Here is a 26,633-nt window from a genome sequence, read left to right on the forward strand (position 1 = left end):
GGACCGGAGATGCGCCTTCTTCGCCGGCTCGCCGCCGGCCTGCTCGGGCTCGGCCTCGCGGCCGGGCCCGCTGCGGCCGGCCAGACCTTCGATACCATCCGGTCCCGCGGCACGCTGAACTGCGGCGTCAATGTCGGCGTCGCCGGCTTCTCGCTGCCCGACAGCCAGGGCGTCTGGCGCGGCATGGATGCCGATCTCTGCCGCGGCCTCGCCGCCGCCATGCTCGGCGACGCCGCCAAGGTGCGCTTCGTGCCGCTGACCGCGGTGCAGCGCTTCACCGCGCTGCAATCCGGCGAGATCGACGTGCTGATCCGCCAGACCACGCTGACCATGACGCGCGACACCACGCTCGGCCTGCGCATGGTGATCGTGAACCTCTATGACGGCCATGGCTTCATGGTCCGCAAGGATGCCAAGGTGACCGAGCCGAAGGAGATGGATGGCATGACCATCTGCCTCTCGCCCGGCACGACGAACGAGCTCGTCACCACCGACTGGTTCCGCGCCAACGCGCTGCGCTTCACGCCGCTGCTGCAGGAGCGGATGCAGGACAACGCCCAGGCGCTGCAGGCCGGGCGGTGCGACGCGATCGGCACGGATGCGACGCAGCTCGCGGCGCTGCGCAGCCAGTTCACCCAGCCGGGCGACTTCGTCATCCTGCCGCAGCGCTTCAGCAAGGAGCCCTACGGGCCGGTGGTGCGGCGCGACGACCAGGAATGGTTCGACGTGGTGCGCTGGACCATCTCGGCGCTGATCCAGGCCGAGGAGCTCGGCGTGACCAGCCAGACTGCCGAGGAGCAGCGCCGCAGCAGCCCCAATCCGGAGATCCGTCGCCTGCTCGGCGCCGATCCGGTGCTGGGCCAGGCGCTCAAGCTCGACCCGGCCTGGGCCTACAACGCCATCCGGGCGATCGGCAATTACGGCGAGCTGTTCGAGCGCAATCTCGGCCCGAAGACGCCGATCGGGCTGGAGCGGGGCATGAACCGGCTCTGGACCGATGGCGGGCTGATGTATTCCTGGCCGATGCGCTGAGCGGCGGGCGCCCCTTGGCCGGCCCCGGTCACAGGCCGCGCCGGGGCGCCGCGACGAATCGCCCGACGAGCGGGATCGGCATGGCGCGATAGGCATCCAGGCCGCGCCCGGCGCCGGCCGAGGCGGGCATCGGCAGGATGCGCGCCGGGCCGTTTCTCAGCATGGCGCCGCCAGCGGGCAGGGGAGCAGGCAGGGGCGGGCGGGGCGCCGGCGGCGTGCCGGAGGGCATCGCCGGCGGGGCGGTCAGCGCCGCGAAGGCCGCGGGTGGCGGCGGCGCGTCGGGCTGCTGCTGCTCCGCCAGCATGGCGGCGGCGATGCGGGCGCGATAGGGCTCGGCATGGGCCGGCGTCTGCGAATGGTAGTGCGAGGCCGTGAGCATCCAGTCGCCGCGCGTCGCCTGCATCTCCGAGAGGAAGCGGGCGGCGTAGCGGGCATTCGCCAGGGGATCGAAGGCCTCCTCCAGGCTGGCGAAGGCATCCGGATGGTGCCGCAGGTTGATCTGCATGCAGCCGACATCGATGGAGCGCACGCCCTGCGCCTGCAGCGCCCGCACGGCGGCAATTGCTGCCGCCTTGTCCGGGAAGAAGCTGCCGCGTCCCTCGGCATTGATGGTCCAGGGCCAGGGGGCGAAGCTGCCGGTCTGCGGGTCGCGCCGCCCGCTCTCGACCCGGCCGATGGCGGCCAGCAGGCGGGGCGGCAGGCCGCGCTCCTGCTCCGCCCGGAGGATGGCGGCGCGGCAGAGTTGGCCCTGATCCGGCGCCTGGAGCAACAATTGAGCCTGGGCGACCGGCACGAGCGCCAGGAAAAGCAGGCTGAGGGCGAAGGCGTGCATCCGGTCCGGCTCCCGCCGCCCGCGGGATGCGGGCGTGGCCTGCCGCAGCGCAACCGGCGTGCCAGAGCGACAGGGCGGCGAGGCGGCGCGGTCGGGGGAGGTCGCCGGAGAAAGATCCCGGCCGGGGGGCTATTCCCCCGGCCGGGTCATGCCGCGCTCAAATATCGGATCGTCGCGGCGGGCTGGGGCCGCGAAGCGGCTTTGTGGGGAGTTCCAGAGCATGATCCGTTCACCCTGGTTCACGGACCATGGTCTAGCCTGTTGTTTGATCGCGTGATTCACGCCTTCGGTGAGCTACTTCAAGCGATCACGCTCTAATGCAGGTCAGGCCGTGGCGGCCAGAAATCGAGGCGCACGGCGCACCCAGCCGCGCGGCGCCGGCTCGATCTCGCTCTGCCGGGTCTTGCGGGCGGCCTCGATCGCCGCCTGGGTCGGCTCGAACACCACGTAGCCGCGGCCCCAGACGGTGCGGATGATCTCCGCCGCGCCGGCCGCCGTCAGCTTGCGCCGCAGCTTGCAGACGAAGACGTCGACGATCTTCGAATCCGGCGCCTCGCTGTCGGCATAGAGGCGCGTCATGAAGCGCTCCTTGGTCAGCAGCACGCCCTTGTGGAGCATCAGCGTCTCGAGGAAGTCGAATTCGCGCGCCGTCAGGTTGACCCGCAGCCCATCGACCGTCACCGCATGCTGCTCCTGGTCGAGCGTGACATTGCCGCAGACCAGCTCGGCGCAGGTATAGCCGCGGGCGCGGCGGGCGAGGGCCTGCATCCGCGCATGCAGGACGGAGAGGCGGAAGGGGTGGAAGATCACGTCGTCGGCGCCGGCATGCAGCACCGCCTCCTCCTCCTCGGCGCCGGCCGGGGTGGCGCTGTAGACGATGATCGGCAGGTTCATGCCGCGGCGGCGGAGATCGCGGATCGCCGGCAGGGCGTTGCGGAGAGCCCGGCCGATGCGAAGGAGGACGAGGTCGTAGGGACCGCTCAGCGCGACGATGGAGGGCAGCTCGGCCATGCTCTCGGCCGGATCGCAGAGCACGCCGAGCTCACCGAGGGCAGCCTCGAGCTCGGCAGTGGGGGCGGCGTCGGAAGCGACTGCAATGCGCATGCGATCTCCAATGGTCACAACCAAGTGTGTTAGATCACATGATAGTGCGCTGCGTTTAGGATACAATCATAAAGTGCACAGAAGCGGGGGATGATTGCCACAGGTAACGCAACCGCCCGTCCCGGCGAAGCAGCCCTGAGGTCGGCGCCCTCGATGCCGGCCCGTCCCGGCCCCCTCCCGGGCCGGGCGCCACGGAGATCTGCCATGCTGATCCGCATCCCGCGCGGCTGGGAGCTGCCCGAGCGCTCCGCCACGCCCGAATCCCTGGTCTTCGGCCGCCGCGCCGCGCTGCAGGCCGCCACGGGCCTCGCCGCCGCCGGCCTCGCCGGGCCGGCCATGGCGCAGGCGACCGGCGCCGCCCCACGCAACCCGCGCTACCTGCCCGGCCGCGACATCACCGCCGAGAAGGACGCCACCACCTACAACAATTACTACGAATTCGGCACGGATAAGGGCGTCTACCGGCCGGCGCAGAAGCTGCCGCTGCGGCCCTGGAGCGTGAAGGTCGACGGACTCGTCGACCAGCCGCGCGATTACGGCATCGACGAGTTGCTGCAGGCCATGCCGCTCGAGGAGCGGGTCTATCGGCTGCGCTGCGTCGAGGCCTGGTCGATGGTGGTGCCCTGGACCGGTTTCCCGCTGGCGGCGCTGCTCAAGGCGGCGGGGCCGAAACCGGGCGCGAGATACGTCCGCTTCGAGAGCGCGGCGCTGCCCGCCGTCATGCCCGGGCTGCGGCAGTCCTGGTACCCTTGGCCCTATGTCGAGGGCTGCACGCTGGAGGAGGCGGCGAACGAGCTCTCCTTCCTCGTCACCGGCGCCTATGGCAAGCCGCTGGCGCCGCAGAATGGCGGCCCGATCCGCCTGCACCAGCCCTGGAAATACGGCTTCAAGGCCGGCAAGTCGCTGGTGCGGATCAGCCTCGTCGCGGAGCGGCCGACCTCCTTCTGGGAGGCGATCCAGCCGGCGGAGTACGGCTTCTGGGCGAATGTGAACCCCGAAGTGCCGCATCCGCGCTGGAGCCAGGCGAGCGAGCGGGTGCTCGGCACCGGCGAGCGGATCCCGACCCAGCTCTTCAACGGCTATGGCGAGTTCGTCGCCGGGCTCTATACCGGCCTGCAGAAGGAGCGGCTCTGGACCTGACGCCTCGGCCGCCGGGGGAGCGCCATCGCGCCCCCGGGGCCATGGGCGGCCCCCCTGGCTTATCCCTCGGCGGCGGCCAGGATGCGGTCCACCGCCTCGGTGCGGCCGAGGGCCCAGAGCACGGCATCGATCGGCGGGCTCTGGGTGCTGCCGGTGAGGGCGACGCGGAGCGGCTGCGCCACCTGGCCCAGCTTCAGCCCCTTCACCTCGGCATAGTCGCGCAGCCAGCTCTCGAGATCGGCCCGCTCCCAGGGCGCGTCGGTGAGGAACTGGGCGAGGTCGGCGAGCCGCGCCTTCGCCTCGGGCGTCAGCAGCGCCGCGGCCTTCTCCTCAATGGGCGGCGGGCCCTCGATCACCGCGAAGGCGGCCGAGGCGGCCAGCTCCTCCAGCGTCTTCGCCCGCTCCTTCAGCACCGGCATCAGGGCCCGGACGCGGTCGCCGCCGAGCGTGCCGAAGGAGACCACGTGCCGCGCCAGCCGCTCCAGCACCTCGCGGGAGAGGCGCTCGTCATCGGTCGCGCGGAGATAGACGCCGTTCAGGTGCAGCAGCTTCGCGTAGTCCATGCGCGAGGCGGCGCGGCCGACGCCATCGAGATCGAAGAGGGCGATGGCGCGGTCGCGCGGGATGACCTCCTCGTCGCCATGCCCCCAGCCGAGGCGCAGCAGGTAGTTGCAGACCGCCTCGGGCAGGAAGCCCTGCTCGCGGAATTCCAGCGCCCCGACGGCGCCGTGCCGCTTCGACAGCTTCGCCCCGTCGGCGCCGTGGATCAGCGGGATATGGGCGAAGCGCGGCCGGTGCCAGCCCATGGCGTCATAGACCATGCATTGGCGGAAGGTGTTGGTCAGGTGGTCGTCGCCGCGGATGACATGGGTGATCGCCATGTCGTGGTCGTCCACCACCACGGCATGCAGATAGGTCGGTGTGCCGTCCGAGCGCAGGATGATCATGTCGTCGAGCTCGGCATTGGCCACCCGGACCGTGCCCTGCACCAAGTCCTCGACCACCGTCTCGCCCTCACGCGGCGCCTGGATGCGGAGGGCGGGGGCGACCGAGGGGGCATCCTTCGCCTCCAGCCCCTGCCAGCGGCTGCCATCGTATTTGAAGGGGCGCTTCGCCGCCTCCGCCGCCGCCCGCTGCGCCGCCAGCTCCTCCGGCGTGTCATAGGCGAGATAGGCGCGGCCGCGCGCCAGCAGCTCCCGCGCCACCTCGGCATGCCGCGCCTCGCGCGCCGCCTGGAAGACCGGTGGCTCGTCCGGCGAGAGGCCAAGCCAGGCGAGGCTGTCGAGGATCTGCTGCACCGCTTCCGGCGTGCTGCGCTGCCGGTCGGTATCCTCGATGCGGAGCAGGTAGGTGCCGCCATGGTGGCGGGCGAAGAGGTAGTTGAAGAGGGCGGTGCGCGCCCCGCCGATATGCAGGTAGCCGGTGGGCGAGGGTGCGAAGCGGGTGCGGACGGACATGGTGCGGTTCCCAGGCTGCCTGGCGCCGGCGCGCCAGGCGGCGGGTGGACCACGCCAGCGCAGCGGGTTCAACCCCGAACGCCGCGGCGCCGTCCGTGATCGCAAGCCCGGCTGCGGCACGGGGCAAGGCGCATCGCCCGCCACCGGGTGCCGGTCGCGGGCTTCGCTCATCACAGGATGTTCTCGAAGGCCGGAAATCCCTTTTGGGTTGAATGGCGCGAGTCGAGGGCGCTAAACCGATTCAGGTGTCCCTCTCCCTGTCCCCATCCTATGCGGCGGCGGTCGGCTGGCCGGCGGCCCTGGCCGCCTGGATGGGGCGGTGCATCGCGGCCGAGCGAGGGCGCCTGCCGCCCTGGCTCGCCGTGGCGCTCGGTGGCGGCGTCCTGCTCTATTTCGGCCTGACCGAGGAGCCGCCGCTGGCGCTGGCCGGGCTGGCGCCGCCGCTGCTGGCGCTCGCCCTCTGGACCGCGGCGCGCCGGCCGCTGCTCGGCTGGATCCTTGGCCTTCCGGCCGCGGCGGCGCTTGGCTTCGCCGCCGCGGCCTGGAGCGCCGCCGGACAACCGCCGATGCCGGAGTTGCCGCGCGGCGCCATCGATCTCTCGGGCCGCGTCGCCGCCGTGGAATTGTTGCCAGAGGGGCGACGGCTCACCCTCGATGCGGCGCGCCTCGGCGCCGAGGCGCCGCTGGCCCGCCAGGTGCGGGTCCGCCTGAAGGCCGGCGATCCGGCGCGGCCGGCGCCGGGCGACCTGATTCGGGTGCGCGCCCTGCTGCGCCCGCCGGCGCCGCCGGCCTATCCCGGCGCCTGGGACTTCCAGCGCGCCGCCTGGTTCTCCGGCCTCGCCGGCAGCGGCTTCGCCATCGGCCCGGCCGCCATCGAACCGGCGGCATCCGGCGCGCCGGGCCTGGCCGGGCTGCGCGCCGGGATCGAGGGCCGCGTCACCACGGCCCTGCCGGGCGCGGCGGGCGCCGTGGCGGCGGCGCTGCTGACCGGCGGGCAGAGCGCCATCCCGGCCACGGACCTGGCGGCGATGCGCGACAGCGGCCTGGCGCATCTGTTGAGCGTCTCCGGCTTGCACATCGCCATCGTCATGGGCCTCGCCTTCGGGACGCTGCGCTTCGGCATCGCCCTCATCCCGCCGCTCGCGCTGCGCCTGCCGGGCAAGTCGATCGCGGCGGTCGGCGCGCTGGCGGTGGGCGGGCTCTACCTGCTGCTCACCGGCGCGGCCGTCCCGATGCAGCGCAGCTTCGCCATGGCGGCGCTGGCGACGTTGGCCATCCTCGCCGGCCGGCGGGCGCTCAGCCTGCGCGCCTGGGCGCTCGCCGCGGCGGCGGTGCTGCTGCTGCAGCCGGCGGCGCTGCTCGGGGCGAGCTTCCAGATGAGCTTCGCCGCGGTGCTCGCCCTGATCGCCGGCTGGGAATGGCTGCGGCCGCGCCTGCCACGGGCCGGCACCGGCGGCGCGGCTTGGCGACGGCGGCTCGCCCTGGCCGGCTTCGGCATCCTCGCCACCTCGCTGCTGGCGGGCGCCGCGACGACGCCCTTCGGCCTGCACCATTTCGGCCGGCTGCAACTCTATGGCGTCGTCGCCAATGCGGTCGCCGTGCCGCTCACCTCGATCCTAGTGATGCCGGCCGGCATGGCGGCGGCGGCGCTCATGCCCTTCGGGCTGGAGCTGCCGGCGCTGCGCGCGATGGGCTGGGGAGTGGAGGCGATCCTGGCCGTCGCCCATGCCGTCGCTGGCTGGCCCGGCGCGGCCCTGCCGGCGAAGCCGATCCCCGCCTGGGGCCTCGGCGCCTGCGCCTTCGGCCAGCTCTGGCTCTGCCTGTGGCAGGGGCGGTGGCGGCTGCTCGGCCTGCCGTTGCTTCTGCTCGGTCTGACCAGCGCCGCCTGGCAGCGGCCGCCGGACATCCTGGTCTCCGCCGATGCGAGGCTGATCGGCTTCCGGACCGGGGAGGGGCTGGCGCTGCAACGCCTTTCCGGCGCCTCGGCGCTGACCCGCGAGAGCTGGCTGCGGCTGTCCGGCGCGGCGGCGGCCGAGCCGCTGCCGAAGCAGGGCATGCTCGATGCAGGGCGGCTCGATTGCGAGGCAGAGCGCTGCCTCTACCAGGTGCAGCCGGGAGCGCCGGCCGTGATCCTGCTGCGCGGCGGCGATCCGGCGGCAGCCTGCGCGGCGGCCGAACTCGTGGTCTCGGCCGAGCCGGTGCGCGGCCGCTGCGCCGCGCAGCGAATCGATCGCTTCGCCGTCTGGCGCAACGGCGCGCATGCCATCTGGATCGAGCCGGGCGGCCTGCGCGTGCTGAGCGACCGCGCGGCGCGCGGCGACAGGCCCTGGGTGCCGCCGATGCCGGTGCCGCGCGGCGTGCCCTCGCAGGAGCCGCCGGCACCGGTCGAGTAGCGCGCCGTCAGTAGCGGCGCAGCAGGCCGATGAGGCGGCCCTGCACCCGCACCCGGTCGGGGCCGAAGATCCGCGTCTCGTAACGCGGATTCGCCGCCTCAAGGGCGATGGAGTTGCCGCGCCTGCGCAGCCGCTTCAGCGTAACCTCGTTCTCATCGACCAACGCCACGACGATGGCGCCGTTCTCGGCCGTCTCGCCGCGCCGGATGATCACCGTGTCGCCATCGAGGATGCCGGCCTCCACCATCGAATCGCCGGCGACCTCGAGCGCGTAGTGCTCGCCCGAGCCGAGGAGCGCGGCCGGCACCTCGATGCTGTTGCCGGATTCGCGCATTGCCTCGATCGGCAGGCCGGCGGCGATGCGGCCGTAGAGCGGCAGCTGCACCGCCGCGGCCTCGTTCGCCGCCTTCGGTACGCCGCTCAGCCCCGGGGCGAAATTGCCGCGGATGACATTGGGCGTGAAGCTCGCCTCCCGCGCCGGGGCGGCGGGCGCGGCCTCGGCAGCGCGGCGCGGCGCGACGTTCTCCGGCAGGCGGATCACCTCGAGCGCCCGCGCCCGGTGCGCCCGCCGGCGCAGGAAGCCGCGCTCCTCGAGCGCCGTGATCAGCCGGTGAATGCCGGATTTGGACTTGAGCTTCAGCGCCTCCTTCATCTCCTCGAAGGAAGGAGAGAAGCCAGTCTGGCGCAGATGCTTGTCAATGAAGATCAGCAGCTCGTGCTGCTTGCGCGTGAGCACCGTGTCGCCTCCGTGCCCCGGTCGGTGCAACCCTCCCGCGACGCGGGAACAAAGGGGAAACCGGGTCTCGACGTTCTAGATAGGTTCTCCGCGTCGGGTCAAACGGTTTTCCACAGGCGGCGCCATCAAATTCCGAGATCGCCCAAGGGGATGACCTCGATCGGTTCGCCCGCGGCCAGCGCCGGGGCGTGCGGGGCGCGGAGGATCAGCGCCTCGGCCCGGGCGAGGACCTTTAGCATCGAGCTGTCCTGCAGCGGGAAGGGCGTGGCGACCGGCAGGCCAGGGGCGGCGGCGTCGAGGCTGGCGCGGAGATGGTCGAAGCGGCGGTCATTCTCCGGCAGCGGCGCGCCGGCCCGGGCCTGCATGGTGCGCGGCGGCTCGCCGGGCAGGCCGGAGAGCCGGGCGATCGCCGGCATCAGGAACTGCACGGCGCAAACCAGGGCGGAGACCGGGTTGCCGGGCAGGCCGAGCACCGGCGTCGCGCCCAGCCGGCCCCAGATCAGCGGCTTGCCCGGCCGCATCGCGATCTTCCAGAAATCGAGCTCGAAGCCCTGCGGCCCGAGCGCCGCCTGCACCAAGTCATGATCGCCGACGCTGGCCCCACCGGTGGTGACCAGCAGGTCGCAGGCGCGGGAGGCGCGCGCCGCCTCGGCGATCGCCGCGGAATCGTCGGGCGCGATCGGCAGCACCAGGGGATCGCCGCCGGCGGCGCGGACCAGCGAGGCCAGGGCGTGCGCGTTGCTGCTGACGATGCCGCCGGCCGGGATCGGATCGCCGGGCAGGGCGATCTCGTCGCCGGTGGCGAGGATGCCGATCCGCGGCGCGCGGTGCACCGCCAGCCAGGCATGGTTCGCCGCCGCGGCGAGGCCGATGTCGCGCGCGGTGAGGCGGCGACCCGCCGGCAGCAATTCCTCCCCCTCCGCGAAATCGAGGCCGCGCCGGCGGATCCAGCGGCCCGCACGCACCGTCTCGGTCACCCGGACGCGGCCCTCCGCCGCCTCGGCATCCTCCTGCAGCAGGATGGCATCGGCCCCCGCCGGGACCACGGCGCCGGTGAAGATGCGGACGGCCTCGCCCGGGCCGACCCGGCCCTGGAAGGGGTGGCCAGCCGGCGCGCTGCCGGTCACAGCCAACATGGCGCCGGCGCCGGCCTCGGCGGCCCGCACCGCATAGCCATCCATGGCCGAGACATCGGCCGGCGGCTGGGTCAGCCGGGCGGCCACCGGGCGGGCGAGGACCCGGCCCCAGCCGCAGGCGAGCGGCACCGTCTCGGCCGGCGTGGCGTCGAGCGAGGCGAGGATCCGGCTGCGGGCATCTTCGACCGAGATCATCGCTGCTCTCCCGACTGCATTGTTCCTACGGCAAATCCCAGGAAGAAGGTGCCGTCCGGCGAGGTCATTCGGCCTCGTAGGTGCCCGACTTGCCGCCGGATTTGTGGACCAGCCGCACCGCCTCGATCCGCATCCCGCGGTCGATCGCCTTGCACATGTCGTAGATGGTCAGCGCTGCCACCGTGACCGCGGTGAGGGCTTCCATCTCGACTCCGGTGCGGCCCGTAAGCTTCACCAGAGCCTCGATGTCCACCCGGTCCGGCGGCAGCGGCCGGAGATCCACCGCGACCTTCGAGAGCATCAGCGGATGACAGAGCGGGATCAGCTCGCTGGTCCGCTTCGCCGCCATGATGCCGGCGAGGCGGGCAATGCCGAGAACGTCGCCCTTGCCGATCCGGCCCTGCTCGATCCGCTCGAGCGTGGCCGGGGCCATGATCACCTGGCCACGGGCGATGGCGACCCGCTCGGTCTCCGGCTTGGCCGCGACATCGACCATGGCGGCGCGGCCCTGGTCATCGAAATGCGTGAGTTCGCTCAAGGCCTTGCGCCCTGGTCTTCAGATCGTGTTAGAGCGCATGGACGAGCGCATTCGCCGCCGCGCTGACATCGGTCTGGCGCATCAGATGCTCGCCGACCAGGATGCAGCGGGCCCCGGCCGCGGCCATGCGGCGCACATCCTCCGGCGTGCGGATGCCGCTCTCGGCCACCGGGATGCGGTCGGCGGGGATCAGCGGGACAAGCTCATCCGAGGTGGCAAGATCGGTCTTCAAAGTCCTGAGATTACGGTTGTTCACGCCGATCAATCGGGTCTCCAGCCCGAGCGCCCTGTCGAGCTCGGCCCGATCGTGCACCTCGGCCAGCACCGCCATGTCGAGGCTGCGGGCGACATCCTCCAGCTCATGCGCCTGCGGGTCGGAGAGGGCCGCCATGATCAGCAGGATGCAGTCGGCGCCCATGGCCCGGGCCTCGTGCACCTGCCAGGGATGCACCATGAAGTCCTTACGCAGCGCCGGCAGCGGGCAGGCATCGCGCGCCGCCTTCAGGTGCTCGGGCGAGCCCTGGAAATAGGCCGCGTCGGTGAGGACGGAGAGGCAGGTGGCGCCGCCCGCGCAATAGGCCTCGGCCAGCGCAGCGGGATCGAAGGGGTCGCGGATCAGCCCGCCCGAGGGCGAGGCGCGCTTGATCTCGGCGATCAGCCCGACCCGCCCGTCGGCGACCGCGCCGCAGAGGGCGGAGACGAAATCCCGCGGCTTCGCGGCGTTGCGAGCTTGGCGCTCCATTTCGGCCAGCGGCGTGGCGGCGGAGCGCTCCCGCACCTCCTCATACTTGTCGGCCAGGATGCGGGCGAGCGTATCCGGCAGGTCGCGGGCGGCCAGGGTGAGATGCGGGGCGTTCATGGCGTGGCGAAGGGCTGCGGGGCGATCATGCGAGGGTAGCCTCCTTGAGCCGGGCGAGGACGCCGGATGCGGCGCCGCTGTCGATGGCCCGGGCCGCCTGGGCCGCCCCCTGGCGGAGATCGGTGGCCCGGCCGGCGACGATGAGCGCCGCCGCGGCATTCAGCAACACGATGTCACGATAGGCGCCCGGCGCGCCTTCCAGCAACGCCAGGAGGGCGGCGGCGTTCTCCGCCGGCTCGCCGCCGCGGATCGCCTCCGCCGGGGCACGCTCCAGCCCTGCATCCTCCGGGGCGATGGTGAACTCCCGCAGCCTGCCGTCCTGCAGCGCCACCACATGGGTCTCGCCGCAGAGCGCGATCTCGTCGAGCCCCTGGCCATGCACCACCCAGGCGCTCTCGGTGCCGAGCCGGGCCAGGGTCTCGGCCATGGGCCGCAGCCAGCTCGGCGAGAAGGCGCCGGTGAGCTGCCGGCGGACGCGCGCCGGATTGGCCAGCGGGCCAAGGATGTTGAAGATGGTCCGGGTGCCGAGCTCGACCCGCGGACCGGCGGCGTGGCGCATCGAGGCGTGGTGCCGTGGCGCCCAGAGGAAGACCATGCCGGCGGCCTCCAACACCGCCTCCAGCCGGTCCAGCGGCACGTCGAGATTGATGCCGAGCGCCGCCAGCGCATCGGCGGCGCCGGAGCGCGAGGAGAGGGCACGGTTGCCGTGCTTGGCGACCGGCACGCCGCAGGCGGCGGTGACCAGCGCCGTCGCGGTCGAGATGTTGAGGCTGCCCGAGCCGTCGCCGCCGGTGCCGACGATGTCGATGGCGCCGGGCGGCGCCTCGATCGCGCTCATGCGGGCGCGCATGGCCCGCACCGCGCCGGTGATCTCCGGCACCGTCTCGCCGCGCAGCCGCATGGCCATGAGCAGGCCAGCGATCTGCGCCGGCGTCGCCTCGCCGGCCATGATCACCCCGAAGGCGGCCTCGGCCTCGCTCTCCGCCAGGCGCTCGCCGGCGGCGAGGCGGGCCAGGACCGGCTTCAGCGTGTTCATGCCGGCGTCAGGGCCGTGGCCTTGGCCAGCGAGACGAAGTTCCGCAGCAGGTCGTGGCCGTGCTGGCTGGCGATGCTCTCGGGATGGAATTGCACGCCCCAGATCGGCAGCTCCCGATGCGCGAGGCCCATGATCAGCCCGTCCTCGGTCCAGGCCGTCGCCTCGAGCGCCGGCGGCAGGTCTTCCCGCCGCACGACGAGGGAGTGGTAGCGCGTGGCGCGGACCGGGTCGGGCAGGCCGGCGAAGAGGTCGCTGCCGCGGTGGTGCACGTCCCAAACCTTGCCGTGCACCGGCTCCGGTGCCCGGATCACGGTGCCGCCAAAGGCCTGGCCGATGGCCTGGTGGCCGAGGCAGACACCCATCAGCGGCACGCCGGCCGCAGCCGCGGCGCCGATCAGCGGCAGGCAGATGCCGGCCTCGTTCGGCGTGCAGGGGCCGGGCGAGAGCAGGATGGCCTCCGGCCGCATGGCCAGCGCTTCCTGGCTGGTCAGGGCATCGTTCCGCCGCACCTCGATCTCCACCCCGAGATCGCCGAGGAAGTGGTAGAGGTTGAAGGTGAAGCTGTCGTAATTATCGATCAGCAGGATCATGGCGCGGTACTCACGGGCGCGGCACTCTCGGGCCGGTGGGCGACCCGGTCAAGCAACGGCGCCCGCAACGGCACGGGCGGCCGCGTCGCGCCGGGCATGGACTCAGCCACCGGGCTGCGCCTCGGCCGGTGCCGTGTCGCGCGGCTCGGCCGGCGCCGGCGCGCTCGGCTGCGGCGCGGTGCGGATCAGCGGCGGCGCCGAGGGCCCGCTGATGACGTCGAAATCGAAATCGCTGCGTTGCATGCTGGCCTCCTGGTGGGGACACCGTCACGGGCCGGCTGCATTCGCTGAAGAAAGGTCCAGAGATGCGAAAGCCGCCAGCGAGTGGCGGCTTCGGGTGTGTCTCTGCGCTACGCGAGATCCTAGGCCGCCGGTGTGTACCAGCGGTACCAAAATCGCATTGCGGGGCGCGTTGCTCTGGACATGGCGCGGAGACTAGCCGCGCCGCGCCCCCGACGCAACGCCCCTTCGCCGCCAATCCGACACGGCACCGCGGGCCGTCCGTCGCCTTCCGTTGCCCTGGCGCGGCTTCGCCGCGACAGGCTGTGACGCATGCCGGGCATCGAGCGAATGACGGGGCCCCTGCGGCGGCGCGCGGCGACGTCGTGGGGACTACCGGAATCCGTAGACGCGCGCCGGGTTGTCGACCAGGATCGCCCGGCGCTGCGCCTCGCCCGGCGCCCAGCGGCCGAGGGCGTCGAGCAGCACCCCGTCATCCGGCACCGCTTCCGGGCTGGCCAGCGAGGGGTGCGGCCAGTCGGTGCCCCAGACGCAGCGCTCCGACGCCGCGGCGATCATCGCCCGCGCCATGGCATCGACATCCGCATAGGGCGCCCCCGCCGAGGAGCGGTAGCCGCAGAGCTTGGCCCAGGCGCCGCCCTCCAGCAGCCGGATCATCGCCTTGAAGCCGGGATCGGCGGTGCCCCCCTCGCTCGCCTGCACCCCGCCCATATGATCGATGATGAGCGGGCAGGGCAGCCGGGCGAGCACGGCCTCCAACGCCACCAGCTCGGCGCTGTGGGCATAGAGCTGCAGGTGCCAGCCGAGGGTCGCCAGCCGCTCCGCCAGCGCCTCGAGCTGCTCGAGCGGTGTGCCGTTGCCGGAGACCGCGTTGAAGCGCACGCCGCAGGCGCCACGCTCCCCCATGGCCCGCAGCGCGGCGAGGTCGAAGCTCTCATCGACCACCACCACGGCGCGGGCGCGGTCGCGGCCGAGCGCCTCGACGGCGGCGAGGCTGACCTCGTTATCGGTGCCGTAGACGCTCGGCTGCACCACCACCGTGCGTTCGAGGCCGATGGTCGAGAGCATCTCCCGGTACATGGCGATGCTCGCCTCGGGCGGCGTGTAGCCGCGGCCCGGCGAGAGCGGGTAGCGGTCATAGGGCCCGAAGATGTGCATGTGGCAGTCGGTGGCGCCGGGCGGCGGGTGCCAGCCGGGCTTGCTCGTCACGGCGCGCGGGCCGGGGCAGGGGCGGGTCATGGCTATCTTACTTTCAAGCGGTCGTCGCAACGCCTTTCTGGACCGACTGCAGCGCTGCGTCGAACGCCTCGGCTGGTGTCCTCCATCCGAGCGTCTTCCGTGGCCTGCTGTTGAGTGCCGCAGCGACTGCCGCCAGATCGTCGGCGCTGTGGACGCTCAGGTCCGTCCCCTTTGGAAAATACTGCCGCAGCAGCCCATTGGTGTTCTCGTTCGAGCCACGCTGCCATGGACTGTGCGGATCGCAGAAGTACACCGCCAGCCCCGTCTCGACCCGCAGCCGTGCGTGCTGCGCCATCTCGGATCCCTGATCCCAGGTCAGCGATCGGCGCACCTGCTCGGGCAACGTGGTGATCGTGCCGGTGATCGCATCGCGCACTGCCTCCGCGCCGTGCCCCGCCAGCGCTGGCCCGTTCTTCGCCCGCGGTCCGACCCCGTGCCCCTCCATCGGTGGCAGGTGCAGCAGCATCGTGAACCGCGTCGTCCGCTCGACGAGGGTGCCGATCGCCGAGCGGTTCAGGCCAAGGATCAGGTCCCCCTCCCAGTGCCCCGGCACCGCGCGGTCCTCCGCCTCCGCCGGGCGCTCGCTGATGAGGATCTCCGGCGTGACGAACGACTTGCCGCGCCCCTGCATGCGCGCTCGCGGCACGCGCAACGCCCGGCCCGTCCGCAGGCACGCTGTCAGCTCGCGCTTCAGCGCCCCTCGGCCCTGAATGTAGAGCGCTTGGTAGATCGCCTCGTGGCTGATCCGCATCCTCCCTTCGTTCGGGTAGTCGACCCGCAGCCGCTCGGCGATCTGCTGCGGGCTCCAGGCCAGTCCCCAGCGCCGGTGCTGACGTCGCCCATGCCGCCGGCCCTTCCACGATACCGCGGGACCCGGGACCGCAGCCCTGCCAGGAACACCGACCGCACCGCCCAGCCGCTCTTGAACATACGACCGCAGCTCGGGGTTCGCCGCCAGCTTCGCCGCCTTCGGCCGACGCCCGGCACGCTCCGCGTGCCACTGCGCCGTCGTGGCTCGGTAATCCAGCTCCCCACCTCGCGTCGCCGCGTTCCGCCGCAGCTCCCGCGAGATCGTCGACGGCGCGCGTCCGACGCGGCGGGCCACCTCCCGTACACCCAGTCCCTCCACCCGGAGCAGCGCAATCTCCTCCCGCTCGGCAAACGAGAGATAGCGCCCCGAAGGCGGCTTCGCGGATCGTGCCAGGTGCGACGGCGCCATCCCGCCTGCCTGGCGAAACCAGCGCGTCCCAACCGGCCGCGATACCCCGACTTCCATCGCCGCGTCCTCGCTTGTCTTGCCCGCAGCGATGAACGCCCAGAACCGATGCCGATGCTCCTGCCGCGCAACAGGCGGCCGCCCCGGCGAACGCAGCTTACCCCGTAGCTTCCGATCCGAACGCCGCCGACCCGCCATCGCACCACCCTCCGCCACGGTGTTGCGACGACCACCTGAATCCACCTATTCTCCGGCCATCGCAATGGTGCGGACATCGCGGCCCCGCGTCTCGGGCAGCATCAGGAGCGCGATGATCATCAGCCCGTAGGCGCCGGCGGCGAAGACCGCGATGGCCGGGCCGAGGCCGAGGCGCTGCGACAGGAAGCCGACCAGCGCCGGGAAGAGGGCGCCGAAGGCGCGCCCGACATTGTAGCAGAAGCCCTGGCCGCTGCCGCGCACCTCGGTGGGGTAGAGCTCGGTGAGGAAGGGGCCCATCGCCGAGAACATCATGTAGAGGATGAAACCGAGCGGCGCGGCGAGCAGCAGCATCACCGTGTCCGAGATCGGCATCGTCACGTAGAGCACCACCGAGATGGCCGAGCCGATGGCCGAGATGAGGAAGGTCGCCTTCCGCCCGATGGCATCAGCCAGCACCGCGCCGACGATGAAGCCGAACCAGGCGCCGAGGATGTGCACCAGCAGGTAGCTGCCGGTGTTCAGCACCGAGAGGTGCCGCTCGGTCCGCAGGAAGGTCGGCAGCCAGACCGAGAGGGCGTAGGAGCCGCCCTGGGCGCCGGTGACCATCAATGCCACCTTCCAGGTGGTCGAGAGATAGGGCGGCTTCAGCACGACCAGGAGCTGGCTGAGCGGCGAGCGGCCGGATTCGATGAGGTGCGCCTGCTGCGCCTTGAAGACATCCGGCTCGTCGACATGCTTGCGCACCCAGAAGACGAGGGCGGCCGGCGCCAGGCCGATCCAGAACATGGTCCGCCAGGCGGTCTCCTCCGGCAGGAGGGCGAAGATAACGGTGTAGAGCAGCGCCGCGGCGCCCCAGCCGATCGCCCAGCCGGACTGCACGAAACCGACGGCGCGGCCCCGGAAGCGGTCCCGGATCACCTCGCCCATCAGCACCGCGCCGGCCGACCACTCGGCGCCGAAGCCGAGGCCCTGCAGGGCGCGGAAGATGAAGAGGTGGTTGAAGTCCTGCGCGAAGCCGCAGAGGAAGGTGAAGAAGGCGTACCAGAGGATGGTGATCTGCAGCACCCGGACGCGGCCGTAGCGGTCCGACAGCGCGCCGGCGAGCCAGCCGCCGAGCGCCGAGACCAGCAGGGTGACGGTGCCGAGCATGCCGGCATCGGCGCGGCTGATGCCCCAGAGGGTGAGCAGCGTCGGGATGACGAAGCTGAAGATCTGCACGTCGAGCGCATCCAGCGACCAGCCGCCGAGGCAGCCGATCATGGTCTTGCGCTCTTTCTCGTTGAGCTCGCGTAGCCAGCCGAACATGGCCGGGGGATCCTCCTGCCGCGCGCGCGGATGCGCCTGCGGGGCAGGACGGTCGGCGCGTCTTTCCTGGACGAGGGCGATTCAGGGATCGCCGCACGCCGGGCAGTAGGCGGCCGGTGCGGCGCGGTGTCAAATCCGGGCGGCGCGGGCAGGCGCCGCCCGGATGCGGCCTATCGCCGCCCGGCGGCGAAGCGGACGGCTTCCTCGGCGGCGCGGAAGAGGGCGCGCGCCTTCTGCCGCGTCTCCTCGTATTCCGCGACCGGATCGCTGTCGGCGACCACGCCGGCGCCGGCCTGGACATGCATGACGCCGTCCTTCACCACCGCCATGCGCAGGCCGATGCAGGTGTCCATGCCGCCATCGGTGCCGAAATAGCCGAAGCCGCCGGCATAGACGCCGCGCCGGGAGGGCTCCAGCTCCTCGATGATCTCCATCGCCCGCACCTTGGGCGCGCCGGTCAGCGTGCCGGCGGGGAAGCCGCCCGCCAGCGCATCGACGGCGGTGAGGCCGCGGCGCAGCCGGCCCTCGACCTCCGAGCCGATATGCATCACCTGGCTGTAGCGCTCGATCTGGAATTGCGAGGGCACCCGGACGCTGCCGATCTCGGCGACGCGGCCGACATCGTTGCGCCCGAGATCGAGCAGCATCAGGTGCTCGGCGCGCTCCTTCGGATCGGCGAGCAGCTCGGCCTCCAGCGCCTTGTCCTCCTCCGGCGTCGCGCCGCGGCGGCGCGTGCCGGCGAGCGGGCGGATGGTCACCGTGCCGTCGCGCAGCCGTACCAGGATCTCTGGGCTGGCGCCCACCGCGGCGAAGCCGCCGAAGTCGAAATGGAACAGGAAGGGCGCCGGGTTGATCCGCCGCAGCGCCCGGTAGAGCGCGAAGGGCGGCAGCGCGAAGGGCAGGGAGAAGCGCTGGCTGGGGACGATCTGGAAGCAGTCGCCGGCGCGGATGTACTCCTTCGCCCGCTCCACCGCGGCGATGAAGCCCTCGCGGCTGAAATTGCTCGAGGGCTCGGGCAGGGCGGGCAGGCTGACCGGCGCGGCGGGGCGCGGCAGGGGCCGGTCGAGCGCCGCCTCCGCCTCGTCGAGCCGCGCCTCGGCCGCCTCCCAGGCAGCGCGTGGATCAAGTCCTTGTTGGGGCCAAACGGTGGTGAAGAGGCTGAGCGCGTCGCGGACATGGTCGAAGACGGCGACCAGGGTCGGGCGCAGCAGCACCGCATCGGGGATGCCGATGACGTCCGGCTTCGTCGCGGGCAGCCGCTCCATCAGCCGCACCATGTCGTAGCCGAGATAGCCGAAGAGGCCAGTGGCGATGGGCGGCAGCCCGGGCGGCAGCGGCATCTGGGTGGCGGCGATGACGGCGCGGAGGCTGTCCAGCGCCGCGCCGGGCTCCGGCTCGAAGGCATGCGGCGCGGCCAGGGCGTGGCGGTTCACCTCGGCGCGGCCGTCGCGGCAGCGCCAGATCAGGTCCGGCTCCATGCCGATGGCGGAATAGCGCCCGCGGGCGGCGCCGCCCTCGATGCTCTCGAGCAGGAAGCTGTTCGGCCTTCCATGTGCGAGCTTGAGGAAGGTGCCGACCGGCGTGTCGAGATCCGCGACCCGCTCCCGCCACAGCACCTGGCCATGCCCTGCGGCAAGACCGGCGCTGAAGCGGGGGAAATCGGGAAGCGACATTGGGTGGGTTCCTGATTTGGGGCTGCGCCGCCCCGGGCCCGCCGCGGGCCGGGCTGCCGGCGCGCCGGAGGTTCTAGAGCAGATCGGCGGAGGGCGGTACGCCCGGAGCCGTGAATCTGCTCGTTCCACCAACCGGCAGATCGGCGAGGGGGCGGTACGCTCGGAGCCGTGCATCTGCTCGTTTCGGGAGCGCGGTCAGCCCACCGGAAGCAATGGCCGGCAGGCAGCGCTTCGGCCTAGGCTACCCGCAGGCGGACCGCCAGCCGGCCCGCCCAAGACAATGGCGCAGAGGCCCAACAGGGCGCTCGCCAAAGGGAAAGGGAGACCCGTCCATGACCACCCGTCGCACGCTCCTCGGGAGCGCGGCCGCAAGCCTGCTCGTCGCCCCGCGCCTCGCCGCAGCCCCTGCCATGCCCGGCGTCACCGCGACCGAGATCCGCATCGGCAACACCATGTCCTATAGCGGCCCGGTCTCGGGCCTCGGCATCCAGGGCAAGACCATGGAGGCCTATTTCCGCAAGCTGAACGATGCGGGCGGCATCGCCGGGCGGAAGATCAAATTCCTCTCCTATGACGACGCCTACAGCCCGCCGAAGACGGTCGAGCAGGTGCGACGGCTGGTCGAGCAGGACCAGGTGGCCTGCCTGTTCAGCAACCTCGGCACGCCGACCAACAGCGCCATCCTGCGCTACACCAACCAGCGCAAGGTGCCGAACCTGTTTCCCTCGACCGGCGCCGACAAGTGGAGCAACTACCAGGAATTCCCCTGGACCATCGGCTTCCCGCCCTCCTACCGGATCGAGGCGCAGCTTTACGCCAAGCACATCCTCTCGACGCATCCGGGCGGGCGCATCGCCATCCTGCACCAGAACGACGATTTCGGCCGCGACTACGTCCATGGCGTGCGCGACGTGCTCGGGGCGCGGTTCGATGAGGCGACGAAGGTGCTGAGCTACGAGAGCACCGACCCGACCATCGACCAGCAGATCCTGACGCTGCAGCAGAGCGGGGCGCAGGGCCTGGTGCTGGCTGTCACCGCGAAATTCGCCTCCATGGCCATCCGCAAGCTGTACGAGATCGGCTGGAAGCCGACCACTTGCGTGCATTACGGCGCCAATTCCGTCGGCGTGGTGATCCAGCCCGCGGGGCTCGAGAAGGCGGTCGGCCTGACCACGGCGGCCTATATGAAGGACCCGACCGATCCGGCCTGGGCGCAGGATGCCGGCATGCTGGAATGGCGCGCCTTCATGGCCCGCTACCTGCCGGATGCCGACCTGACGGATGCCAATTCGGTCTATGGCTACAGCGCGGCGCGGGCGATGGAGCAGGTGCTGCGACAATGCGGCGAGGATGCCTCGCGCGAGAACATCATGCGCCAGGCGGCGAACCTCAAGGATGTCGAGGTCCCGACGCTGCTGCCGGGCATCCGGCTGAACTCCAGCCCGACCAACTACCGGCCGATCCGGCAGATGCAGCTGCAGCGCTTCAACGGCCGAAGCTATGACCGCTTCGGCTCGCTGCTAGAAGGCAGCGTGAGCTGAGCCCGGCGCGCGGCGGCCCGGATGCGGGAGCCGCCGCGCCTCCCGGCCTAGGGCTGGGCCAGCGTATCGAGCATCCGCGGGTTGACGCGCACGTCGCCGCGGGCCCGCAGCGCGGCGACGAACTCGATATCGATGTCCTGCGCCATCGCCTGGCCGAGCTGGTCCTTGAGCCGGTCGAACCCTTCCTTGTCCGCCGCCGGATCGCCCGGCGTGATGCCCTGCACCTGCGCCACGGCGAAGCCGTCGCGGGTCTGCACCATCGTTGCTTCGTGCAGCTTCAACTCGAAGAGCGGCGCCAGCAGCTCGCGCGGCACCGCCGCATCCTGCTGCGGGTCGCGCCGCACCGCGCCGATCTCGCGCGAGCCCAGCCCGGCAGCGGCCGCCGCCTCGGCGAGCGGCTTGCCCTCCTTCGTCGCCTGCAGCAGCGCGGCGGCGCGCTCCTCCTCGGCATGCCGGCGCGCATCCTGCACCCAGGCGGCGCGCACCGCGGCCTCGACCGTGTCGAAGGGCCGCAGCGCCGGCGGGACGATCTTCTGCACGTCGATGGCGACGAAGCCCGCCTCGGTCTCCTGCAGCCGCGGCGCGGCGCCGCGCTCGGCCTGGAAGATCGCCTTCAGCAGCGGCGCGCGAGCGGCCTCGATCACCGGCAGGGTCACCGGCTTGCCGTCCGGGCCGAGCCCATTGGCATCGGTCTCCACGGTGGCGAGGCCGAGGCCGTACTGCTTCGCCACCTCGGCGAGCGTCGCGCCGCCGGCCAGCGCGTCCTCCACCTTGTTGGCGCGCTCGAAGGCGATGTCGGCCGCCTTCTCCTGAGCCAGCTCCTGCCGCAGCTGCTCGCGCATCTCGGCCAGCGGCCGGCTGTGCCCAGGCTCGATCGACTGGACGCGGAAGACATGCCAGCCGAAGGGGCTGCGCACCGGCGCCGTCACCCCGCCCTCGGGCGCCGCGAAGGCGGCCTCGGCCAGCTCCGGCACCGGCAGGCCGGCGCGGTCGACCTCGCCGAGCTCCAGCGCCTCGCCGCCCGCCGCCTTGGCCTGGGCGCCGATCGCCGCGAAATCCGCGCCGCCGGACCAGGCGGCGGCGATCTCCTTCGCCTTGGCCTCGTCCGGGACCAGCACCTGCTCCAGCGTCCGCCGCTCCGGCGTCTCGAACTGGCCACGGCGCGCCTCATAGGCGGCGGCGACATCCTCGTCGCTCACCGCCACCTCGCGCGACAGCAGGTCGGCGGTCAGCACCGCGACCGTGACCGCGCGGTATTCGGGCGAGGAGAATTGCTCCGGATTGTTCTCGTGGAAGCGCTGCAGCTGCGCCTCGGTCGGGGCGGGCGGCTCCGGCGCGGCGGCGATGGGCAGCGTCACCAGCGTGACGTCGCGCTGCTCGTCGAGCCAGCGCAGCAGCCGGTCCGTCAGCAGTGCCGGGGCGGCGGCGCCGGAGCGGACCGCCATGGCGATCTGCTGCCGCGCCAGATCGGCGCGCAGCAGGTCGAGGAAGCGCGCCTCGCTCAGGTCGTTGTTGCGCAGAAAGCTCTGGAACAGCGCCTGGGAGAATTGGCCGTCGGCCCCGTGGAAGCCGGGGATGGCGAAGACATAGTCGCGCACCGCCGCATCCGGCACCGCCACCTTCAGCCGCTGCGCCTCGTCCCGGATCACCCGGTCAAGCACGAGCTGGTCCACCGCCTGCTCGGCGATGGCGCGGCGGATGCGCGGATCATTCTCGAACTGGCTGCCCATCTGGCGCGACAGGCGCTGCATCTCGCGCCGCATCACCGCCTGCCCCTCCTCCAGGGTCACCGGCTGGCCGGCGACGCGGGCGAGCGAGGTATCGGGCGCGAAGAGGTTGCGCGCCATGTCGCCGATGCCCCAGACAGCGAAGGACAGGATCAGCAGGACGAAGAGGGCCCTGGCGAACCAGGTGCCGGCCAGGCGTCGGAGGGCGGTGAGCATCGTGTCCCGTGCGCGCGTTGGGCGGCTGCCATAGCCGAGGACAGCCCCGGTTGCCAAACCGGGGCATGCCCGATAGAGCGTCAGCCCTCGCGGCGGAAACGCCGGATTGCCTGAATCACGCAGCCCGGCAATGGCTTAGGACGGATCCGCGATCGGTCCGGGCCGGTGGGGCCGCAAAGGAGGACGCCATGACGCCCGGAGTGCGCCCGCTGATCGCCGGCAATTGGAAGATGCACGGCTCGCTCGCCGAGGCCGCCTCGCTGGTCGGGGCGGTGCAGGCCGGGGCAGCGCAGGCCGGGGCGGCGGAGCTGCTGGTCTGCCCGCCCTTTCCCTATCTCCAGCTCGTCGCCGGCAAGGCCGGGCCGGGCCTCGCCGTCGGCGCGCAGGATTGCCACGCCGCCGCCAAGGGCGCCCATACCGGCGACGTCGCCGCGCCCATGCTGAAGGATGTCGGCGCCCGCTACGTCATCCTCGGCCATTCCGAGCGCCGGGCGGACCATGGCGAGAGCGACGCCGCGGTGCGTGCCAAGGCCGAGGCGGCCCTCGCCGCCGGGCTGGTCCCCATCGTCTGCGTCGGCGAGAGCGAGGCGCAGCGCTTGGCCGGCGAGGCCGAGGCGGTGGTCACCGGCCAGCTGGCCGGCAGCCTGCCCGAGGGCTTCGCCGGCGCCGGCGGGGTGGTCGCCTACGAGCCCGTCTGGGCGATCGGCACCGGCCGGACCCCGACCGAGCCCGACATCGCCGCCATCCATGCCGCGATCCGGGCGCATCTGGCGGGTCGCTTCGGCAAGGCGGGGGAAGGGCTCAGGATCCTCTATGGCGGCTCGGTCAAGCCGGGCAACGCCAAGGCGATCCTCGCTCTGCCGCATGTCGATGGGGCGCTGGTCGGCGGCGCCAGCCTGGTCGCCGCCGACTTCCTGGCGATCGCCGCCGCGGTCGGCTGACGGCCGCCGCTCCGGTCAGCCGGCGGTCGTGTCGAGCCGGTCGCCGGCGAGGCCTGCCTCGACGGCGAGGGCGAGCCGGTCCTGCTCGAAGGGCTTGCCCAGCCGCATCAGGCCCGGCGGCGTCTCGCCCCTGAGCTCGGCATAGCCGGTCGCCAGCAGCACCGGCAGGCCCGGCCGCAGCCGCCGGGCGGCCTCGGTGAGCTGCAGCCCGGTCATGTTCGGCATCGCCTGGTCGGTCACGAGCAGATCGACCGGCGCGCCGGCGGCCAGCAGCGCCAGCGCCTCGGCGCCCGAGCCAGCCTCGGTGACGCGATGGCCGAGATCCTCGAGCATCGCCGCCGTGCTCGCCAGGACCAGCGGATCGTCATCGACCAGCAGGATGTTGCCCTGCCGGCCGCTCGCACCGGGCTGCGGCGCGGCGGCGCGCTGCGGCACGGGCGCCGCCGCGCGGGGCAGCCAGAGTTCCGCCACCGTGCCCTCGCCCCGGGCGCTGCGCAGCACGAAGTGGCCGCCCGATTGCGCGGCGAGGCCATGCACCATCGACAGGCCGAGCCCGGTTCCCTTACCAAGGCCCTTGGTGGTGAAGAAGGGCTCGATCGCCTGGGCGAGCGTCGCCTCGTCCATGCCCTCGCCGGCATCGGCCACCTGCAGCACCACGTAGCGGCCGGGCTGCAGGGCGCCGGCCTCGCCCCTCGCCACGCTGCGTTCCTCCGCCGAGATCCGGATCTCGCCGCCCTCGGGCAGGGCGTCCCGGGCATTGGCCACGAGGTTGAGCAGCGCCAGCTCGAGCTGGTTGGCATCGACGATGACCGGCGCGAGGTCGGGCGGCAGCGCGGTGCGCAGCTGCGCGCCGCCGCCGAGCGCGCTCCGCAGCAGCGGCGCCATCTCCCGCACGAGATCCGGCAGGGAGACGACGACCGGGTCGAGGGCCTGCCTGCGGCCGAAGGCGAGGAGCCGCTGCGTCAGCGCGGCGCCGCGCTGCGCTCCCTGCCAGGCATTCTCGAGCAACCGGCCGGCGCGGCCGTCGCCGGGCGGCAGGCGCTTGCGCAGCAGCGCCAGGCTGCCGAGCACCGCGGTCAGCAGGTTGTTGAAGTCATGCGCGATGCCGCCGGTGAGCTGGCCGACGGCCTCCATCTTCTGCGCCTGGCGCAGGCTGGCCTCGGCGCTGCGATGCCGCGCCATCGCCTCGCGCAGCCGGAGGTTCATCTCGTCCAGCTCGCGCGCCTGCCGCGACAGGTCGAGGCGGAGGCGGATCTGCGCCGCGAATTCCCCGCTCGACCGCCAAGCGCTGAAGCACAGGGCGCCGAGGAAGACGAGGATCATCGCGGCGGCGATGGCGCTCTCCGCCGTGCCCACCGCGGCGTAGCAGCCGAGCAGCGGCAGGCCGGCGGCGAGGAGGAAGGCGAGGGTGGCGGGCAGATGCGCATGGTGCAGCCCGGTCGCGCCCGCGCACATGCCGCCGACGAGGAAGGTCCAGATCAGGCGGGCGGCGTCCGAGGCCGGCCAGAGCCAGGCCGCGCCGCCGCCCCAGACCAGGCCGGCGGCGCCGCTGCCGAGCGTGCCGAGCAGGCTCCAGCGTTCCTCGCGCCGCGCAATGACGGAGGCGCGCCACCAGCGCCGCACCAGGACGAGCCGGAGCGCCGCGACCGCCAGCGCCAGGAGGAGCCAGCCGCCCGCCCGCCCCTCGCCGAGATGCCACAGCAGTGCCGTCATCAGGCTGGCATTCAGCACCGTGACCGCCACGGCCAGCGGCGTCTGGCGCATCAGCGCCGCCACGCGCTCGGCCTGCACCTCCCGCTGGCCGGGCCGCGTCGGCCGCACCTGGCGCGCGCGCCTCACGGGCGCGGGCGGCCATGCCGGGGCGGCGCCTCGCGCCATCGCCATGCCTGCGACCGCATCCGAGCAGCCCTCCCGCAGCCGGGAGCACCTTACACATTCAGCCCTGTCGCAGCATCCTTCCATGGGCATCTGCCACCCGGGCGGGGCCGGGGCGGCTACTCGGCCGGCGCCGCCGCTTGCTGCGGCCGGCGGGCGGTGAGGGCGAGCAGCGCGGCCAGGAGGCAGGCAAGGCCGGCGAGGTAGAAGGCGGGCAGGTAGCTCGCCAGGGAATCGCGGGCGAGGCCAGCCCCGAAGGCGGCGGTCGCGGCACCGAGCTGATGCGCGGTGAAGATCCAGCCGAAGACCAGCGGCGCCTTCTCGCGCCCGAAGGCCTGGCCGGCCAGCTTCACGGTGGGCGGCACGGTGGCGACCCAGTCCAGCCCGTAGAACACGGCGAAGAGCGAAAGGCCGAACAGGGTGAAGCTGCTGCTCGGCAGGAAGAGCAGCGAGAGGCCGCGCAGACCGTAATACCAGAACAGCAGCTTGCGGTTGTCGTAGCGGTCGGAGAGCCAGCCCGAGGCGACGGTCCCCACGAAGTCGAAGGCGCCGATCAGGGCCAGGACCGAGGCGGCCTCGACCTCCGCCATGCCGAAATCGCTGCAGAGCGGGATGAAATGCGTCTGAATCAGCCCGTTGGTCGACAACCCGCAGATAGCGAAGGTGACGAAAAGGATCCAGAAGATGCGCGTGCCGGCGGCGTCCGCCAGGGTGGCGAAGGCGGTGCGTACCGGATTGCCGGCCGGCGGGCGCGGCGGCGGCGCGGCGGCGGTCTCGCCATAGGCCGGCAGGCCGAGCTCGGCCGGATGGTCGCGGGCGAGCAGCCAGAAAAGCAGGGCAGCCAGCAGGCAGGCGGCGAGGCCGGGCAGGATGGCCACGCGCCAGCCGGCAGCCTGCGCCAGCCAGGCCCCGAGCGGCAGGAAGACGAGCTGCCCAGTGGCATTGGTCGCGGTGAGGATGCCCATCACCAGGCCGCGGCGGGCGGTGAACCACCGGTTGGCGACCGTCGCGCCGAGGACGAGGGCCGTCATCCCGGTGCCGAGGCCGGTGAGCAGGCCCCAGCTCAGCCAGAGCTGCCAGGGCGCCCGCATCCCGATCGACAGGCCGCAGCCGAGGATGACGAGCGAGAGGGCCGCGGCCACCGTCCGGCGCAGTCCGTAGCGCTGCAGGATCGCCGCGGCGAAGGGCGCCGTCAGGCCGAAGAGCAGCAGGCGGAGGGCGAGGGCGCCGGAGATGGTGGCCGTCTCCCAGCCGAATTCCCGCTGCACCGGCAGCAGCAGCGCGCCGAGCACGCCGAGGGCGCCGGCTGAGGCCAGGGAGACCAGAAAGGTGAGCGCCACCATCGCCCAGCCGTAATGGATGCCGCGGCGGGCGAGGGTTTGGGCGAGGCGGTCGGCGAGCATGGCGCGGGATC

22 protein-coding genes are annotated in these 26,633 nt (G+C 72.5%); 5 read left to right on the plus strand and 17 right to left on the minus strand.

Annotation, left to right across the window (positions count from 1 at the left end):
- Positions 1 to 9: 9 nt before the first annotated feature.
- Positions 10 to 1,032, plus strand: a complete 1,023-nt coding sequence (locus tag HJG45_RS23075; RefSeq protein ID WP_171615515.1) for an amino acid ABC transporter substrate-binding protein — start codon at positions 10 to 12, stop codon at positions 1,030 to 1,032.
- Positions 1,033 to 1,060: 28 nt separating this feature from the next.
- On the opposite strand, the gene HJG45_RS23080 is transcribed toward HJG45_RS23075, so the two are convergent.
- Positions 1,061 to 1,864 (minus strand): lytic transglycosylase domain-containing protein, encoded by an 804-nt coding sequence (locus HJG45_RS23080; protein ID WP_171615516.1) that lies wholly within the window; start codon positions 1,862 to 1,864, stop codon positions 1,061 to 1,063.
- Positions 1,865 to 2,188: 324 nt separating this feature from the next.
- Positions 2,189 to 2,968 carry a response regulator transcription factor gene (locus HJG45_RS23085; RefSeq protein ID WP_171615518.1) on the minus strand — a complete coding sequence of 260 codons (780 nt, stop codon included), beginning with the start codon at positions 2,966 to 2,968 and terminating at the stop codon, positions 2,189 to 2,191.
- A 204-nt stretch (positions 2,969 to 3,172) separates the two neighbouring features.
- Here HJG45_RS23085 and msrP point away from each other — a divergent pair, with 204 nt between their 5' ends.
- Complete coding sequence (gene msrP, locus HJG45_RS23090; protein WP_171615520.1) at positions 3,173 to 4,108, plus strand: protein-methionine-sulfoxide reductase catalytic subunit MsrP; 936 nt, start codon at positions 3,173 to 3,175, stop codon at positions 4,106 to 4,108.
- 59 nt (positions 4,109 to 4,167) lie between these two features.
- Here msrP and gltX read toward each other — a convergent pair whose 3' ends face one another.
- Positions 4,168 to 5,565 carry a glutamate--tRNA ligase gene (gene gltX / locus HJG45_RS23095; RefSeq protein WP_171615522.1) on the minus strand — a complete coding sequence of 466 codons (1,398 nt, stop codon included), beginning with the start codon at positions 5,563 to 5,565 and terminating at the stop codon, positions 4,168 to 4,170.
- A 245-nt stretch (positions 5,566 to 5,810) separates the two neighbouring features.
- On the opposite strand from gltX, the gene HJG45_RS23100 reads away from it, so the two are divergent.
- The gene (locus HJG45_RS23100; protein WP_368040660.1) at positions 5,811 to 7,958 is read left to right on the plus strand and encodes a ComEC/Rec2 family competence protein; all 2,148 of its coding nucleotides are present in this window, start codon (positions 5,811 to 5,813) and stop codon (positions 7,956 to 7,958) included.
- A gap of 7 nt (positions 7,959 to 7,965) precedes the next feature.
- Here HJG45_RS23100 and lexA read toward each other — a convergent pair whose 3' ends face one another.
- The 11 genes from lexA to trpE all read right to left on the minus strand — a co-directional run bounded on the left by lexA (position 7,966) and on the right by trpE (position 18,919).
- Complete coding sequence (lexA, locus tag HJG45_RS23105) at positions 7,966 to 8,694, minus strand: transcriptional repressor LexA (RefSeq protein ID WP_171615524.1); 729 nt, start codon at positions 8,692 to 8,694, stop codon at positions 7,966 to 7,968.
- A 125-nt stretch (positions 8,695 to 8,819) separates the two neighbouring features.
- Entirely contained in the window at positions 8,820 to 10,025 is a 1,206-nt protein-coding gene (gene glp / locus HJG45_RS23110; protein ID WP_171615526.1) for a gephyrin-like molybdotransferase Glp, read from the minus strand.
- Between the two features lie 64 nt (positions 10,026 to 10,089).
- Positions 10,090 to 10,563, minus strand: coding sequence for a cyclic pyranopterin monophosphate synthase MoaC (gene moaC / locus HJG45_RS23115; RefSeq protein ID WP_171615528.1), 474 nt, complete (start codon positions 10,561 to 10,563; stop codon positions 10,090 to 10,092).
- 28 nt (positions 10,564 to 10,591) lie between these two features.
- The gene (gene trpC / locus HJG45_RS23120) at positions 10,592 to 11,422 is read right to left on the minus strand and encodes an indole-3-glycerol phosphate synthase TrpC (protein ID WP_171615530.1); all 831 of its coding nucleotides are present in this window, start codon (positions 11,420 to 11,422) and stop codon (positions 10,592 to 10,594) included.
- Positions 11,423 to 11,447: 25 nt separating this feature from the next.
- On the minus strand, positions 11,448 to 12,458 hold the full coding sequence (gene trpD, locus HJG45_RS23125) for an anthranilate phosphoribosyltransferase (RefSeq protein WP_171615532.1): 1,011 nt from the start codon (positions 12,456 to 12,458) through the stop codon (positions 11,448 to 11,450).
- The gene (locus HJG45_RS23130; protein WP_171615535.1) at positions 12,455 to 13,048 is read right to left on the minus strand and encodes an aminodeoxychorismate/anthranilate synthase component II; all 594 of its coding nucleotides are present in this window, start codon (positions 13,046 to 13,048) and stop codon (positions 12,455 to 12,457) included. The genes trpD and HJG45_RS23130 overlap by 4 nt, the downstream gene beginning before the upstream one ends.
- A 102-nt stretch (positions 13,049 to 13,150) precedes the next feature.
- A complete protein-coding gene (locus HJG45_RS23135; RefSeq protein WP_171615537.1) occupies positions 13,151 to 13,291 on the minus strand; it encodes a hypothetical protein in 141 nt (46 codons plus the stop codon).
- 369 nt (positions 13,292 to 13,660) lie between these two features.
- The gene (locus HJG45_RS23140) at positions 13,661 to 14,527 is read right to left on the minus strand and encodes an amidohydrolase (RefSeq protein ID WP_171615539.1); all 867 of its coding nucleotides are present in this window, start codon (positions 14,525 to 14,527) and stop codon (positions 13,661 to 13,663) included.
- Positions 14,528 to 14,540: 13 nt separating this feature from the next.
- Positions 14,541 to 15,941: an IS30 family transposase gene (locus tag HJG45_RS23145; protein WP_171615541.1), complete on the minus strand. Its 1,401-nt coding sequence runs from the start codon at positions 15,939 to 15,941 to the stop codon at positions 14,541 to 14,543.
- A gap of 45 nt (positions 15,942 to 15,986) precedes the next feature.
- Positions 15,987 to 17,246 (minus strand): MFS transporter, encoded by a 1,260-nt coding sequence (locus tag HJG45_RS23150; RefSeq protein WP_171615543.1) that lies wholly within the window; start codon positions 17,244 to 17,246, stop codon positions 15,987 to 15,989.
- Between the two features lie 170 nt (positions 17,247 to 17,416).
- On the minus strand, positions 17,417 to 18,919 hold the full coding sequence (gene trpE, locus HJG45_RS23155; RefSeq protein ID WP_171615545.1) for an anthranilate synthase component I: 1,503 nt from the start codon (positions 18,917 to 18,919) through the stop codon (positions 17,417 to 17,419).
- Between the two features lie 332 nt (positions 18,920 to 19,251).
- Here trpE and HJG45_RS23160 point away from each other — a divergent pair, with 332 nt between their 5' ends.
- On the plus strand, positions 19,252 to 20,460 hold the full coding sequence (locus HJG45_RS23160) for an ABC transporter substrate-binding protein (RefSeq protein WP_171615547.1): 1,209 nt from the start codon (positions 19,252 to 19,254) through the stop codon (positions 20,458 to 20,460).
- 47 nt (positions 20,461 to 20,507) lie between these two features.
- On the opposite strand, the gene HJG45_RS23165 is transcribed toward HJG45_RS23160, so the two are convergent.
- Complete coding sequence (locus HJG45_RS23165; RefSeq protein ID WP_171615549.1) at positions 20,508 to 22,403, minus strand: peptidylprolyl isomerase; 1,896 nt, start codon at positions 22,401 to 22,403, stop codon at positions 20,508 to 20,510.
- A gap of 200 nt (positions 22,404 to 22,603) precedes the next feature.
- Here HJG45_RS23165 and tpiA point away from each other — a divergent pair, with 200 nt between their 5' ends.
- Complete coding sequence (gene tpiA / locus HJG45_RS23170; RefSeq protein WP_368040662.1) at positions 22,604 to 23,344, plus strand: triose-phosphate isomerase; 741 nt, start codon at positions 22,604 to 22,606, stop codon at positions 23,342 to 23,344.
- Positions 23,345 to 23,359: 15 nt separating this feature from the next.
- On the opposite strand, the gene HJG45_RS29510 is transcribed toward tpiA, so the two are convergent.
- Both HJG45_RS29510 and HJG45_RS23180 read right to left on the minus strand, forming a co-directional pair.
- Positions 23,360 to 25,183: an ATP-binding protein gene (locus HJG45_RS29510; protein ID WP_217363017.1), complete on the minus strand. Its 1,824-nt coding sequence runs from the start codon at positions 25,181 to 25,183 to the stop codon at positions 23,360 to 23,362.
- A 155-nt stretch (positions 25,184 to 25,338) separates the two neighbouring features.
- Complete coding sequence (locus tag HJG45_RS23180; RefSeq protein ID WP_171615553.1) at positions 25,339 to 26,622, minus strand: MFS transporter; 1,284 nt, start codon at positions 26,620 to 26,622, stop codon at positions 25,339 to 25,341.
- Between the last annotated feature and the right edge of the window lie 11 nt (positions 26,623 to 26,633).

The sequence above is a fragment of the Roseicella sp. DB1501 genome (assembly GCF_013112485.1).
In the GTDB taxonomy this organism is placed as follows: Bacteria; Pseudomonadota; Alphaproteobacteria; order Acetobacterales; family Acetobacteraceae; genus Paracraurococcus.